Below are 14,774 nucleotides of genomic sequence, written 5' to 3' on the forward strand. Positions count from 1 at the left end.
CTGCCACTACCGTTGCTGATTCGTTACATCCCGCCCCGGAAAACCGCGGCGGCTTCACCACGCAGCGTCGAGGTCGCCGTGCCGCCGAATCCACGAGTGCATGGCGATTCCGGCGGCAACACCGGCATTGATGCTGCGGGTGGAACCGAATTGGGCGATCGATACCGTCATCGACGCCGATTCGCGGGCACTGTCGGTGACCCCCGGTCCCTCCTGTCCGAAGAGCAGCAGGCAGTGACGCGGCAACTCCGCGGTCTCGATCGGTACCGACCCCGGGGTGTTGTCGACGGCCACGACGACGAGGCCCTGCTCCTCGGCGAACGCCATCAGCGCCTCCACCGAGTCGTGGTGATGGATGTGCTGGTAGCGGTCGGTGACCATCGCACCGCGACGGTTCCACCGACGACGCCCGACGATGTGGACCGCCTGCGCCGCGAAGGCGTTCGCGGTGCGCACCACCGTCCCGATGTTGGCGTCGTTGGTGAAGTTCTCGATGGCGACGTGCAGCGGATGCCGTCGGGTGTCGATGTCGGCGACGATCGCCTCGCGTCGCCAGTAGCGGTAGGCATCGACGACGTTGCGGCGGTCTCCGCCTGCCAGCAGTTCCGGATCCAACCGTGGATCGTCGGGTGGCGGTTCGGTGTGCGTGTCGAACCACGGTCCGACGCCGTTGGGGTTCTCACCCCATTCGGTGGGGCCGGCATCGTCCGACGACGGTTCGCTGTCGATCGTGTTCTCGCTCAATAGACTTCGTTGCTGTCCGGTGCGATGCGGAAACCGTGTCCGGTGGCATCGTCGACGCACGAGATGCCGTTCTCGGCGGACGTGCAGGTGAATCCGTTCTCGGCGATGGTCGCGCCCACCGCGAGCGGTGGATCGATCGTCTCGCCACCCGAGGTGTAGACCACGCCGCCGGAACACATGAATGCCGCCGGGCCTTCGTTGGTGACTCGAATACCGTTGCCCCAGTTGATCATGCAGTCCTCGGGCCGCGGCGGCACCGGAGTGGTGGTGCCCTGACACCCGGCCTCGGTACGACTCGACAGCGGCACGATTCCGCACTGGAACAGGCCGTCGGGGGAACTGAAGTAGTACGCACCGCCGATGGCGGCGTACGTCGTCTGCGGTTCGGCGGTGGGCGGCGGCTCGACCGGAGGCGGAGGCGGCGGGAGCGCCTCTTCCGTGGTCGTCACCGGCGCAGGGGTGGTGGTTTCCGTCGTCGTCGTCGGCGCGAGGGTTGTGGTCGACGCCTGCTGCGGCGGCTGGGCAGCGGACTCACTGCTGCAACCGGCGAGAAGGAGCGCCGTCCCGGCCCCGATTCCGACCAACCAGGCTCGCACCCAACCCATTTGCCTTGTTCTGCTCGACCCTGGCCTGCTCGAACCCCGCGTACTCAGCATGAAGAAACCCCGACCCACCTTTCGACACCGATTGCTCGAAAGACCGACGATACCGGCGTCGGGGCCGGCATCGTCCGACGAGGAGTTCTAGGTGTGGCTCAGGCGCCGGTTGACCTCGCGAGTGAGCCATGCGGGCGAGAAGCGTGACCCGAGCGAGAGCGCCTTGGACGGCAAACCGACCGGGAAATGCACCTTGTGCAACCGACGCTTCACCGGACGGGTCGCGTCGTAGATCGCGTCGGACACATCTTTCACGGTGAGCTTGATGCCCAGCGAGCTCGTGGTGCCCGTCGACACGCCCTGGGTCATCGCCGTCTGGACGAACAGCGGCCACATGGCCTTGACCGAGATGTCGTACTTGCTCCACTCGAGATCCAGCGCCTCGGTGATGCCGCGCACCGCGAACTTGGACGCACCGTAGGTCACCAGCTCGGGCTGACCGTAGATGGCCGACGCCGAGCACAAGTTGACGACCTGCGCGCCTGCGGTGTCCTTGAGGTACGGGAAGGCCGCGAGGGTGCCGTAGATGACGCCGTTGACGTTGATGTCGATCTGACGGCGATGTACCGAGAGCGGCATGTCCTCGAAGGCACCCGCGGCAAGAATTCCGGCGTTGTTGATCAGAATGTCGAGTCGACCGTCACCCTCTCCGACGAACTCCTTCAACCGGGTTTCCCACTGGTCGGAGTTGGTTACATCCAAGACGCCGGTAACTACGCGACCGCTGAGCGAGGCAGCTTCCTTGCCGAGCGATGCCAAGCCGGTCTCGTCGATGTCGTAGGCACCGACGAGGTAGCCGTTGGCTGCGAACTTGAGAGCAGTTGCGCGGCCGATACCTGCAGCTGCGCCTGAGATGAAGACAGTTGGTCGAGTCACATCGATCACCGTACATGTAACCCTACTTACCGGTAACCCCCTATCGTCGAATATCCAACAGCCGCTTTCGGCGGCGCAGGAGCACCGAAGTGAACAACGCGAGAATCGTGCGATCCGTCGTCGTGGTGACGATCGGCTACGCACTCGTACTGGCGATCTGGATCGGTTGGTTGATGGACCGCACCCCACCGGGGACGCTTCCGTACCAGCTGGCGGCCCTGGTCGCCGGATTCGGCGCGGCTCTCGGTCTGGCCATGATGATCGCCGGACGACCGACGCGTGAGCAGAAGGAACTGATCGAGCACGGCGTGGAAGGGTGGGCGACGGTCGATGCCATCCGCCGCATCGACGACGACACCGCCGAGCTGGACCTGGAATTCACCGTGCCGGGCTCGAGCAGCTACTTCGGCAAGATCGTCTACGACATCCCCCGCTCGGACACCTCACGCTTCGAGCCGGGCACCGTCATCGCCGTCCGCGTCGACCCTGCCCACCGCGAGCGAGTACTGCTGCTACCCCGAAGCCAAGGCCTCGACGAGTAGGACCTGCGCCGCAAGGTAGGTCGACAGGACGACCGCTTCCGCGGCACGGCGCTGTCGGTCGTCGGTCAGAAAGAGCCGCCTGAACACGATCAGCGCATCGGACACGGTGAACAGAACGCCACCGATCACCAGCCTCGGATCGCCGCCGCGCGAGACGGAACGAGCAGACAGGGTCGACGTGGTCGCGAGCACTGCACCGTACGCGATCAGAGTCGACGCCACCGCGGGCTGACGCCTGGCGAGCAGCACCGACGCGGCCAGCCAGCCGGCGTACCGAGGAATCGCGTCGATCGGTGCCGGACGCGCACCCCTGCGAAACAGCAGATACGTATAGCTGCCCTGCATCACGGCGAACGCACGCGCGCCCCACTCCAGAGCGGAATCGTCGTCGGGGTCGATCAACAGCACATCGCCGACCGTGGCCGCCGCTAGACCCGCCAAGAGCACCCGATCTCGAGCTGGATCCAGCCCGGCGGCCAGTGCCGGGACCATCAGCGGCTTGGCCATGCGCTGCACGCGCATCGACCCTGTCCACGCGCCGACCACGGTCACCGCACCCGCCACCAGCGCAGCCGCACGAGCCCGCCGAACCCGACCGACAACCATTGCAAGGACCTCCACCGAAATCTCGTCACAGTCGACGTCACATGTGACGCTGACCCCTATCGCTTGATACTCGCAGGTCGCGTCGCCATCGTGGAAAGGTCGGTCGGATCATTTCGAGGCAGTGGGGACCATCATGCGCCGCAAACTCACCGGGCAGGACAGTTCGGGCCGCTCCGCCTTCGCCGGCCACCCCAACCCGTTGCTCCGCGACTGCGACGTACGCCAGGCACGCATCAAGCACTGGGTGACCGCGCTGCTGATCCTCATGATTCCGGTCTCGCTGTGGATCGGGGCCGCGGCCCACACCGATCAACAACAACGGCTCGAGGACCAGAAGAGTTCGATCCACCAGGTCACCGCGACCACGACGGCCGTAGCGGAATCCGCACCCGTTGCTTCGACCGAGTTCGGCTCGTCCGGCGCAGCTGCGACCGCCGTCGACGCACGGTGGGTTCATCGAGGCGTCGAGCACACCGGACGCGTCAGCGTCGACACCGGATCGCCTGCGGGCACCACCACGCAGATCTGGGTCGACAACAGCGGCAACTTGACCATGCGGCCACTGACCTCGTCGGACGTCGTGGCCGCGGCCATTTTCAACACCATCGGTAGCTGGGTGCTCGTGGCGTCCCTTCTCATCGGCTTCCATCACCTGATGCGCTTCCGCTACGACGGTCAGCGCGACGCCGAGTGGGACCGCGACATCGCCGATCTTCTGCGCCGACACTGACCCGAGCCCCTGGTCAGCCGCATGATCAGGCGCGCATTGCGATAGATAGTTAGTGTATGTAACAATAATCCGGTGAGTCACTCCGACGCAGACATCCGGGACCTCCTGTCGCAACTGGTCACCAGCTCGTCACGTTTCGTCCGGTTGGCCGCACGGTTCGGCAGCGACGAATGGCCGAGAGCGTGGATGCGAGCACTGTCGTTGCTCGAGGAATATCAGCCACTGCGCATCAGTACGTTCGCCGAGCTGGACCGCTGCTCCCAACCGTCGGCGACGGCGTTGCTCGCCAAGCTGAGCAAGAGCGGCCTCGTGACCCGAACCGCCGATCCCGACGATTCCCGTGCCGTCCTCATCGAGATGACCGACGCCGGCCACCGATGGCTCGCCGCGAGTCGACGCCACATCGTCGACGGACTGGTGCCGTACCTGTCCGACCGCGACCCGGAGCAGATACAGAAACTGACCGACGGACTGAGTGAGCTTCGCAGCATCCTCAGCCTGTCGATCGCGGAATGAGAGGAACTTCTTCATGACCACCAGCACCTCCCCCGACAGCCTGCTGAAGCAACCGCGTGCGGTGTGGGCAGTCGCGTTCGCCAGCGTGATCGCGTTCATGGGCATCGGCCTCGTCGATCCCATCCTCAAGCCCATCGGTGAACAACTCGATGCCTCGCCGTCACAGGTGTCGTTGCTGTTCACCAGCTACATGCTCGTCACCGGCGTCGCGATGCTGATCACCGGAGTGGTGTCGAGCCGCTTCGGACCCAAGCGCACCCTGCTGGTGGGGCTGGCGATCATCGTCGTCTTCGCTGCGCTGGCAGGCACGTCCGGCTCGGTCGGTGAGATCATCGGTTTCCGCGCCGGCTGGGGACTGGGTAACGCCCTGTTCATCGCGACGGCGCTGTCGACCATCGTCGGTGCCGCATCGGGAGGTGTCGCTCGCGCGATCATCCTCTACGAGGCAGCACTGGGTATCGGTATCGCCACCGGCCCCCTCGTCGGTGGAGTTCTCGGCGGGTTCAGCTGGCGCGGGCCGTTCTTCGGCGTCGCGGCGCTGATGGCCGTCGCATTCATCCTGCTCATCGTCATGCTCCCGGACACCCCGAAGCCCGCGCACACCACGTCGATCCTCGATCCGTTCCGCGCGCTTCGCCACCGCGGTCTGCTCACCGTCGGCATCACCGCACTGCTCTACAACTACGGATTCTTCACCCTCCTGGCGTACACCCCGTTCCCGTTGGACATGGGCACCTACTCCATCGGCTTCATCTTCTTCGGCTGGGGACTGTGCCTGGCGATCGCATCGGTGTTCATCGCACCGAAGCTGCAGCGGGCCTTCGGAACGCTGAACATGATGATGCTCGCGCTGCTGCTGTTCGCCCTCGATCTGGGCGTCATGGCGATGTTCACCGAGAACAAGACCGTCCTGATCGTGGGAACCGTCGTCGCCGGGTTGTTCCTCGGAGTCAACAACACGCTGATCACCGAGACAGTGATGATCTCGGCACCGGTCGAGCGGTCCACGGCATCGGCTGCGTACAGCTTCGTTCGATTCACCGGCGGGGCCGCAGCACCGTACCTGGCCGGAAAACTGGGCGAGTCGAACATGCACGTCCCGTTCTGGGTGGGTGCAGCCTGCACCGCCCTTGCCATCGTCGTTCTGGCAACCGGCCGGAAGGTGCTCGCTCACGTCGACGACCACGAACCTGCACCTCACAGCATCGACGAGGCTCGTGCGGTGACGGTCGGCGACTGAAATACGTTCACCCGACGGGTTTTTCGCGGCGGTCGAGATCTTCGGATCTCGACCGCCGTTTGCTGTCGAGAATCTCTCTCGTCACATGAGTCCCATCAGTAACACTTTCATAACCAATTCTCAGGTAAAGGCTTGAACGGTTCCCGAGACCGGCCGGTTGGTTTACGGTCACGTCAACACGGTTGTTCGTGTGACTCACCAACTACACCCGTTCCGCGTGGGAGGGCGGGTGCGCGCAGCACGATGCTGCCACTGACCGAAGGGCCACAATCTTCATGTCGCAGAAGTCGATCGCCAGGTCCAAGAAGGCGCGCCTCGCCGCTGCCGGGGCCGCCATGGCACTGTCCCTCTCCATCGCCGCACCGGGAATCGCCAGTGCGCAGGATCCGACACCCGAAAGCTCCTCCGTCGAGCAGCCGGCCACCGAGGGCGGCACCGAATCCGGAGCTCCCACCGCCGAGCAGGGCGCAACCGTCGAAGGATCGGCCACCGTCGACGGGCAGATCGACGCGCCCGCTCCGGCCGTCACCCCGGAAGACGCCGCAGCCGCGGCTGCCGCGGCCGTCCCAGCCCCCGAAGTACCGTCGGCCATCCGCCCACTGCCCCAGGTCACCGGCGGCGTCGTCTTCAACGACGACGGCACCGCGACGGTCAACCTCGACGTCATCCCGCAGCTGTCCGACGCGGAGAAGCAGGCGATCGCCGACGCCGAGGCCGCAAGCAAGGCAGCGGTGGAAGCCACCGCAGCCGCCCAGGTTCGGCTCGAGACCGCCAAAGCAGCCGAGGCCACCGCGAGCACGGACGCCACCAAGGCCGAGGTCGCCGCCGCCGAGGCCGACGTCAAGGCCAAGACGGCCGCCGCGGAGGCCAAGGCCGCCGTAGTCGCCAGCACTGCTGCCAGTGCTGCGGTAACCGCAGCCAAGAACGACGCTGCCGAGCTGAAGACCACGGCCGACGAGGCCAAGGCCGCAGCGGACCAGGCCGCAGCCGACGCCGAGGCAGCAGAGAAGCTGGCCGTCGAGCTCGAGGCCGCAGCGGTATCGGGCGATCCCGAGGCCACCGCAGAAGCCGAGGCAGCTCGCGCCGATGCGAACGCCAAGGCCGAGCTCGCCGCCAGCGCCAAGGTCGAGGCCGATGCGTCGACCAAGGCCGTCGAGGATTCCGTCGCGGCACTGCAGGAGTCGTTCAAGAGCCTCAACCTCGCCAAGATCGCTGCTGCCACCAGGGCCGCAGCCGCCACCGCAGCGAAGTCGCTCGCACTGCACGTCGAAGCGCAGACGGCCGCTGCCGTAGCCGCGATGGCCGAGCAGAACGCTGTGAACCTCGAAGCTGCCGCCGAGGCCGCCGCGGGTGAGGAAACCGAATCCGAGAAGGCCGCAGCCGACGCCCGGGCCGCAGCGGACGCCGCCAAGGCCGACGCCGATGCCAAGGCCGACGCAGCCACCGCAGCCCAGGCCGCACTCGACGCTGCACCGTCCGATGCCGACATCGCAGCCCTCGAAAAGGCTGCAGCCGACGCCGCACAGGCCGTCGTGGATGCCAACGCAGCCGTCACGGCCGCCGACGCAGATCTGGCGACCAAGACCGAGGCAGCCGCTGCAGCCAAGACCAAGGCCACCGAGGCCGCGACTGCGCTGAAGACCGCACAGGACGAAGCAACGGCAGCGAAGGCCAACTCCGACGCCAAGGCCAAGGTCGAGGCCGATCTCAAGGCCGAGGCCGCCGAATTGGCCGCTAGCGGACCGAAGTTCGAGTGGACGATCAACCTCGGAAACACCGTCCGCGAGGACGTTCCGGTCACCGAGGTCGACGAGAACACCGTCGTCGTCGACAAGACCGGAGTCTCGCTGGTCGGTGTCAGGAACGAGGACGGGTCGTTCACCGTCGCGGATTATTTCACCACCGACGAGAACGGTGTCGTCAGCGTTGCCGGCGATCTGCCGCCGGTCGATCTCGCTCTCGGCGATTCCTCCGACGAGGCGTCGGGCGGATCGGACAGCTCGTCCAACACCCCGGCGATTCTGGCCGGAGTCGGCGTGGTCGTGGTCGCGGCAGCAGGCGGAGCCTTCTACCTGCGTCGCCGTAGCTCCACCGATGCCACCTCGTAACACCCGCTGGCTGTGGACGGCGATCCTGACCTTCGTTCTACTCGTATCAGGTTGTGCGAGTGACGAAGTCGGGATCGCCGCGCCCGATCGCTCGCCGGTGCAGTCACAGATCTCGGTGGCTGCACCGGCGAGCGACGTCGCTCCCGCTCAGCCGGAACACATCGAACTCCGGTCCTCGGACGGCACTACCTATCTGAGCAGTCCCATCCATCCCGACCCGCTCTACCGCGGCGGCGACAGTGGCCAGGTGCTGAACCCCGTCGACGAACTGCCCGCGTGGTGGGCCGAGAGCGGCATGCCGGGAACCTCGACCGAACAAACGGTAGTGGTTGCGGGACATAACTATTCGAAGCGTGATGCCCCGTTCAAGGCGTTGCGCGTGGTGACCCCGGGCGACACCGTCGTGTTGCGCACAGCGAGCGGCACCCTGCAGTACGCGGTCGAATCGGTCGGCCCTCTGCCGAAGGGATCCCTACTGGCGGACAACGAACTCCGACGCTCGGTGCCGGGGCGATTGATCCTCGCCAACTGCGACGTCCAAGGCGGCGAACCCACCGACGACAACTTCGTCGTCGTCGCGCAACTGGTTCGCTGACAAGCGCTTTCGCGACCGAGGCTACAAGCCGAGGTCTGCCAAGCCGAGGAGGGATCGATATTCCAGGCCCTCTGCGGCGATGACCCGATCGGCCCCGGTCGCCCGGTCCACCACCGTGGCCACTCCGACGACCGTCGCGCCCGCGTCGCGCAGAGCCTGCACGGCAGTGAGCGGAGAATTACCGGTGGTCGTCGTATCCTCCACCACCAGAACACGTTTGCCGACGACGTCCGGTCCCTCGATCTGACGCTGCATGCCGTGCGCCTTCGCTGCCTTGCGCACCACGAACGCATCGATCGGACGCCCCTCGGCATGCATGATCGACATCGCCACCGGATCTGCACCCATCGTCAGACCGCCGACCGACACGAAATCCCAGTCGGCAACCAGATCACGCATCAACGAACCGATCAGCGCACCCGCCCGATGATGCAGGGTCGCGCGACGCAGATCCACGTAGTAGTCGGCTTCCTTGCCCGACGACAAGGTGACCTTCCCGTGCACGACGGCAAGCTCTTTCACCAAATCGGCCAGTTCCTGCCGGTCCGAATTCGCGGCACTCTCGGCCATGTTCGGATTCCTCTCGTCGCACCACGGATCTTCGATAGGTCGGTACGAACTTACCCACCGACCCGCGCAACCGCTCTCGCCGGCTCCGATGCCGGAGCTCGGGGCGTTTGTGCGCTAGGCAGCGACCTCGGCCGATGGCTGCTCGTCGAGCTGTTCCTTGGTCTCCACGAACGGTTCCGGTGCGGTCAACGAGCGAGACCTGGCGACGAGCGAGGACGGGAACGTGCCGATCGCCTGCGACAACCGGTACGCATTGTCGTTGTACACGCGCACAGCGCCCGCGATACGCCGCTCGGTGACGTTCAGTTCTCCGGCCGGGCCCTGGAACTCCCAATTGCCCAACACATTCTGACGCGCATCGGCGTCGGCCAGCACGGCGTGGAACGCGGCGGACAACGCATTCTCGGCAGCGGCCTGCGCCTGCAGACCCAGGCTGCGATCGCGCACGGCCCTGGACCACGAACGCGCACCGCCGAGCTGACGCAGCACATCACCGGACAGCCCGGTGGCCTCCGCCGCGGCAATGAACGGGCCCAACTGCTCGTGCCGCCGATCGAGCTCGACATCGACCAGCCGCAGACTCTGTTGCGTCTGCACGCGGTACCGGCCGAGTCGACGCACCGTGACCACCACGTAGCCGACCAAGACAACGACACACAGGACCACGACTGCCACTACAACACCCGAAGAAACCGTCACGGGGTACGAATTTAGCCGCGTAAGCGCATCTGCGCCCGTAAACACGCCCGAACTTTCATCAGGGCTGATTGCGTCGGCGCTCCGAATCGAACGGGATCGGACGCGACGCGGGCTGGCGCGGCACCGGACGCGACGGACTCACCGAACGCGCAGCCTGCGGGCCGGCCGCATCGGGCCTCGGCGGACGCGGCCTACGTCCCGACTCCTGCGGACGAGAATCGGGGGTGCGGGGCTCCTGAGTACGGGGCTCTTCAGTACGGGGTTCTCCAGCACGGGGCTCTGCTATCCGAGGAGGTCGAACCCGCGGCTCGGGTCCTTTCGGTGCAGGCATTCGCGGCTGGGCAACACGGGTCTCCGGGCTCGGCACCGCCTGGATGCGGGGCTCGGCCATTCGAGGCTGGGGAGTCTGCGGCACGCGCGCTTGCTGAGTGTGCGCCTCCTGCACCAGCGGCCTACCCGGATCGCTTCGGTCACGGCCGGGGTCACCGGGTCGAGCGCCGTAGACCGCGCTTCCGCGAACCGGAGGCAGCACGTGCAACATGCCCGACAGTCGTGCGACCGCGTCGATCGCGGCATCCCAATCGCGGCCGGCACTGCTGAGCGGCAGAGATCCGAGCGTCCAGTCCTTCTCGCTCCACAGCAGCTGCAGATTCGCCGGGATGGACTCGGTGAACGCAGCCATCCGCTGGTCGCAGACACGGCGAGCGATATCGACGTCGGTGGCGAACACCACGCGCGGGCCGATAGAGCCGAGCAGTTCCATGTCCTCGTCGCGCGGCGGTGGCGTCGAGCGGGGCCGAAGGTCGATGTCGACATCGGACCCGACCGAGCGCTGCACGGCCACGATGGTGCCCGTCTCCTCGACGTCGAAGAGAACGAACTCCTCACCGCGCCGAACGCCGGTCACCACTCCGAGAGCCACATCGAACTCGGGCTTCGACAGGGCAGCGCGAGAGAACCGAGTGACCAGTTCTCGATCGTGCGGTCGATACTCGTACCCCTGAGCCTTGGCCCACATCTGCCGTACACGTCCGGACTGATCTCGCTTGGACCTGTCGATGTAGAGCAGCGCCACTGCACCCATCAGTGCAATTGCCGCAAGGCCGAACCACATTGCCGTCATCGCGAACCACCTTAATCGACATCCACACCTTCGCCGCCCACCACCGCCGGGTCCTGTGAACGGTCCCTACGGCGACTCGCATCGCCAATCGGGTCGTTCCGCAGGCTCCACTCCCGCCCTATCCGCCGAGATTCGGCGTTTCGATGATGACGTTCGCGCGGATCGTTCCGTCCTCGACGGCCTCGCCCTGCACCACGACGAAAGCACCGACGGTCAGCGACGCCAGGTCGCTACCGGACAACGAGATTATCTGGGTCTGGGGTGTGGTCTGCACCGTCACCGGAGCGCCGTCGAGTCCGTCCAGCGTCAGAGTCGAACCGTCGTTGGCGCTGATCGTTCCCACCGACGAACCCAGCTGACCGAGAATCTCGGGAATTCCCCCTGGGATCAGCTCGGGCGTGGTGGCGGTGCCCGATTCGGTGGGCTGCGGCGCTGTCGTGGGCGCACTCGACGTGGGCGGCCTGATCGACGTCGACGTCGACGGACCGGTTGCAGTGGTGCTGGGCTCGTCCGATCCCCCGCTCAGGAACGAAATTCCGAAGAACACGACGATGGCGAGGACGACGAGTCCGATCAGCGCCAGAACCCACGGCCTGGGCCCCTTGCTGCCGGAATCGGTCGCGTTCGGATCCCCGGTGGGCGGCGGAGCGCCGTACTCCGGCGGCTGCCCGAATTGCTGAGTGTGGCCGAATTGCTGAGTGTTGCCGTACTGCGGGGCCTGGCCGTATTGCGGGGCCTGGCCGTATTGCGGGGCCTGGCCGTATTGCGCAGTCTCGTACCCCGGGGCCTGGCCGTATTGCTGGGTCTGGCCGTATGCCTGATTTGCCGCCGCCTGCTGCTCCGGGTCGTAGGGCGGGAATACCTGCGTGGGCTGATAACCGGGCGGATAGGCCTGCGGGTCCGGGTTCTGACCCGCCTGTGTCGGATACTGCTCCGTCGGTTGCGAGCCGTCGGGATACTGCTGGGCCCCGGGATACTGCTGGGCACCGGGGTACTGCTGTCCGTAGGCCTGCGTCGATTCTGCTGACTCCGGCCCGTCCGCCGCGTCCTGATCGCGTTCTCTGGGTGACCGCGGGTCGTCCGGATTCGTCATCCCACGAGCGTACCTACCCGGTACACCCCGGTTGAAGGCAAAAACAGGCCCGCACGAGCAGTACTCGTGCGGGCCTGTTCGGGAAAAGACCGCGGCTAGCCCAGGATCAGGCGCTCTCCGTCAGGGCTGACACCGACCGACACCACATCGCCGTCGTGGACGTCGCCGGCGAGCAGCAGCTTCGCCAGTTGATCCCCGATGGCCTGCTGGATCAGTCGACGCAGCGGCCGCGCTCCGTACAACGGGTCGTAGCCGCGAACCGCGAGCCACATCTTCGCCGGTGACGACACGTCCAGCGTCAGTCGACGAGCTGCCAGACGCTTGGCGAGGAAGCCGAGCTGGATGTCGACGATCGACTCGAGCTGATCCTCGGACAACGCGTCGAACACCACCACGTCGTCGAGTCGATTGACGAACTCGGGCTTGAACGACCGCCGCACCGCGTCCATCACCTGCTCCTTGGTACCGCCGGCACCGAGGTTGGAGGTGAGGATCAGGATCGTGTTCCGGAAGTCGACGGTCCGGCCCTGGCCGTCGGTGAGCCGGCCTTCGTCCAACACTGCGAGCAGGATGTCGAACACATCGGGGTGCGCTTTCTCGACCTCGTCGAAGAGCACAACCGTGTACGGACGCCTACGCACGGCCTCGGTCAGCTGACCTCCGGCCTCGTAGCCGACGTAGCCCGGAGGTGCACCGACGAGCCGAGCGACGGCATGCTTCTCGCTGTACTCGCTCATGTCGATGCGCACCATCGCGCGTTCGTCGTCGAAGAGGAACTCCGCCAACGCTTTCGCCAGCTCTGTTTTACCGACACCGGTCGGTCCGAGGAACAGGAACGATCCCGTCGGACGGTTGGGATCGGCCACCCCGGCGCGGGAGCGTCGGACGGCGTCGGACACCGCTTGTACTGCATCCTTCTGCCCGACGACTCGCTTGCCGAGCTCGTCTTCCATGCGGAGCAGCTTCGCGGTCTCACCCTCGAGCATCCGGCCCGCCGGAATTCCGGTCCAGGCCGCGACGACGTCGGCGACGTCGTCCGGTCCCACCTCCTCCTTGAGCATCACGTCACCCTGAGCCGGCGAGTCCTCGGTCTTGGCTGCGAGCTCCTTCTCGAGAGTCGGGATGCGTCCGTAGCGCAGCTCGGCGGCCCGGCCCAGATCGCCGTCGCGTTCGGCGCGGTCGGATTCGCCCCGCAGGTTCTCGAGCTCCTCCTTCAGGACCCGCACCGAGTCGATGGCGTTCTTCTCGTTCTGCCAGCGGGTGCTGAGCCCGGCGAGCTTCTCCTGCAGATCGGCAAGTTCCTGGCGGAGCTTGTCGAGCCGAGCCTTCGACGCGTCGTCGGTCTCCTTCGCCAGGGCCATCTCCTCGATTTCGAGGCGACGGACGGCACGCTCGACCTCGTCGATCTCGACCGGGCGTGAGTCGATCTCCATGCGCAGCCGGGACGCGGCCTCGTCGACCAGGTCGATGGCCTTGTCCGGCAGGAACCGGGCGGTGATGTACCGATCACTGAGTGTGGCCGCGGCGACCAGGGCGGAGTCCGTGATCCGGACGCCGTGGTGCACCTCGTAGCGCTCCTTGAGTCCGCGCAGGATGCCGACGGTGTCCTCGACCGACGGCTCACCGACGTAGACCTGCTGGAAGCGTCGTTCGAGGGCGGCATCCTTCTCGATGTACTTGCGGTACTCCTCGAGGGTCGTTGCACCGACGAGGCGCAGTTCGCCGCGGGCGAGCATCGGTTTGATCATGTTGCCCGCGTCCATCGCCGATTCACCGGTCGCACCTGCTCCGACGATGGTGTGCAGCTCGTCGATGAACGTGATGACCTGGCCTGCGGAGTTCTTGATGTCGTCGAGCACGGCTTTGAGCCGCTCCTCGAACTCACCGCGGAACTTCGCGCCCGCGACCATCGAACCGAGGTCGAGGGAGACGACGGTCTTGCCGCGCAGGCTCTCCGGTACGTCACCGGCGATGACGCGTTGCGCGAGTCCTTCGACGATGGCCGTCTTGCCGACACCGGGTTCGCCGATGAGCACCGGGTTGTTCTTGGTGCGCCGTGAGAGAACCTGCACGACGCGCCTGATCTCGGTGTCGCGGCCGATGACGGGATCGAGCTTGCCTTCTCGGGCCAGCGCGGTCAGATCGGTGCTGTACTTCTCCAGCGCCTGGTAGGTGCTCTCGGGATCTGCGCTGGTGACCCGAGCACTGCCGCGAACGGCTTGGAAGGCGTCGCGCAGCTCGTTGGGTCCGGCTCCGTGACCGGTCAACAGCTTGCCGACGTCGTCGCTGCCGGTCGCCAGGCCCACCATGATGTGTTCGGTGGAGACGTACTCGTCGTCGAGTTCGGTGGCCAGATGCTGTGCGGCGGTGATCGCGGCGAGGGTTTCACGGCCGAGTTGCGGAGTGGTGGTCGAACCGGATGCCGAGGGCAGGCGGTCGACGAGGTTCTGCGCTTCTCGACGCACCGTTGCAGGGTCGACGCCGACGGCCTTCAGCAGTGGTGTGGCGATGCCGTCGGTCTGATCGAGCAACGCCACCAACAAATGTGCCGGACGGATGTCCGGGTTACCGGCCGCGGATGCGGCCTGCAGGGCAGCAGAGAGCGCCGCCTGCGACTTCGTGGTGGGAGTGAAACTGTCCACCGGTCACCTTCTTCCGAGAGTGGGATTCGAGACT

The 14,774-nt window shown here is 66.1% G+C and carries 15 protein-coding genes; 6 read left to right on the top strand and 9 right to left on the bottom strand.

Annotated elements, in window-relative coordinates; all coding sequences use genetic code 11:
- Nucleotides 1–54: 54 nt before the first annotated feature.
- From ABZ677_RS02245 to ABZ677_RS02255, 3 genes are all read right to left on the bottom strand, one after another.
- Nucleotides 55–744, bottom strand: a complete 690-nt coding sequence (locus tag ABZ677_RS02245) for an RNA methyltransferase (RefSeq protein WP_358366374.1) — start codon at nt 742–744, stop codon at nt 55–57.
- Entirely contained in the window at nt 741–1,349 is a 609-nt protein-coding gene (locus ABZ677_RS02250; RefSeq protein WP_037190459.1) for a DUF6636 domain-containing protein, read from the bottom strand. The genes ABZ677_RS02245 and ABZ677_RS02250 overlap by 4 nt, the downstream gene beginning before the upstream one ends.
- Before the next feature lie 138 nt (nt 1,350–1,487).
- Nucleotides 1,488–2,276 carry an SDR family oxidoreductase gene (locus tag ABZ677_RS02255; protein WP_212556174.1) on the bottom strand — a complete coding sequence of 263 codons (789 nt, stop codon included), beginning with the start codon at nt 2,274–2,276 and terminating at the stop codon, nt 1,488–1,490.
- Between the two features lie 89 nt (nt 2,277–2,365).
- On the opposite strand from ABZ677_RS02255, the gene ABZ677_RS02260 reads away from it, so the two are divergent.
- Entirely contained in the window at nt 2,366–2,818 is a 453-nt protein-coding gene (locus ABZ677_RS02260) for a hypothetical protein (protein WP_037190461.1), read from the top strand.
- On the opposite strand, the gene ABZ677_RS02265 is transcribed toward ABZ677_RS02260, so the two are convergent.
- Nucleotides 2,789–3,424: a lysoplasmalogenase gene (locus ABZ677_RS02265; protein ID WP_094632578.1), complete on the bottom strand. Its 636-nt coding sequence runs from the start codon at nt 3,422–3,424 to the stop codon at nt 2,789–2,791. The genes ABZ677_RS02260 and ABZ677_RS02265 overlap by 30 nt on opposite strands.
- A gap of 133 nt (nt 3,425–3,557) precedes the next feature.
- Between ABZ677_RS02265 and ABZ677_RS02270 the strand changes: the two genes are divergently transcribed.
- From ABZ677_RS02270 to ABZ677_RS02290, 5 genes are all read left to right on the top strand, one after another.
- Nucleotides 3,558–4,154 (top strand): hypothetical protein, encoded by a 597-nt coding sequence (locus tag ABZ677_RS02270; protein ID WP_141216728.1) that lies wholly within the window; start codon nt 3,558–3,560, stop codon nt 4,152–4,154.
- Between the two features lie 72 nt (nt 4,155–4,226).
- Entirely contained in the window at nt 4,227–4,670 is a 444-nt protein-coding gene (locus ABZ677_RS02275; protein ID WP_358366375.1) for a MarR family transcriptional regulator, read from the top strand.
- A 13-nt stretch (nt 4,671–4,683) separates the two neighbouring features.
- Nucleotides 4,684–5,910, top strand: a complete 1,227-nt coding sequence (locus ABZ677_RS02280; protein WP_037190466.1) for an MFS transporter — start codon at nt 4,684–4,686, stop codon at nt 5,908–5,910.
- Nucleotides 5,911–6,185: 275 nt separating this feature from the next.
- Complete coding sequence (locus ABZ677_RS02285; protein WP_358366376.1) at nt 6,186–8,018, top strand: hypothetical protein; 1,833 nt, start codon at nt 6,186–6,188, stop codon at nt 8,016–8,018.
- Complete coding sequence (locus ABZ677_RS02290) at nt 8,005–8,613, top strand: class F sortase (protein WP_037190470.1); 609 nt, start codon at nt 8,005–8,007, stop codon at nt 8,611–8,613. The genes ABZ677_RS02285 and ABZ677_RS02290 overlap by 14 nt, the downstream gene beginning before the upstream one ends.
- Before the next feature lie 21 nt (nt 8,614–8,634).
- On the opposite strand, the gene pyrE is transcribed toward ABZ677_RS02290, so the two are convergent.
- From pyrE to clpB, 5 genes are all read right to left on the bottom strand, one after another.
- On the bottom strand, nt 8,635–9,183 hold the full coding sequence (gene pyrE / locus ABZ677_RS02295) for an orotate phosphoribosyltransferase (protein WP_358366377.1): 549 nt from the start codon (nt 9,181–9,183) through the stop codon (nt 8,635–8,637).
- 114 nt (nt 9,184–9,297) lie between these two features.
- Nucleotides 9,298–9,882 carry a LemA family protein gene (locus tag ABZ677_RS02300; protein ID WP_358366378.1) on the bottom strand — a complete coding sequence of 195 codons (585 nt, stop codon included), beginning with the start codon at nt 9,880–9,882 and terminating at the stop codon, nt 9,298–9,300.
- A gap of 58 nt (nt 9,883–9,940) precedes the next feature.
- Nucleotides 9,941–10,996 carry a hypothetical protein gene (locus ABZ677_RS02305; RefSeq protein WP_358366530.1) on the bottom strand — a complete coding sequence of 352 codons (1,056 nt, stop codon included), beginning with the start codon at nt 10,994–10,996 and terminating at the stop codon, nt 9,941–9,943.
- Between the two features lie 127 nt (nt 10,997–11,123).
- Nucleotides 11,124–12,098: a DUF5666 domain-containing protein gene (locus ABZ677_RS02310; protein ID WP_358366379.1), complete on the bottom strand. Its 975-nt coding sequence runs from the start codon at nt 12,096–12,098 to the stop codon at nt 11,124–11,126.
- A 95-nt stretch (nt 12,099–12,193) separates the two neighbouring features.
- Nucleotides 12,194–14,740, bottom strand: a complete 2,547-nt coding sequence (gene clpB / locus ABZ677_RS02315) for an ATP-dependent chaperone ClpB (protein WP_358366380.1) — start codon at nt 14,738–14,740, stop codon at nt 12,194–12,196.
- Nucleotides 14,741–14,774 lie beyond the last annotated feature (34 nt).

Origin of the sequence: Rhodococcus sp. NPDC006774 (assembly GCF_040636045.1) — a bacterium.
Classification (GTDB): domain Bacteria; phylum Actinomycetota; class Actinomycetes; order Mycobacteriales; family Mycobacteriaceae; genus Rhodococcoides.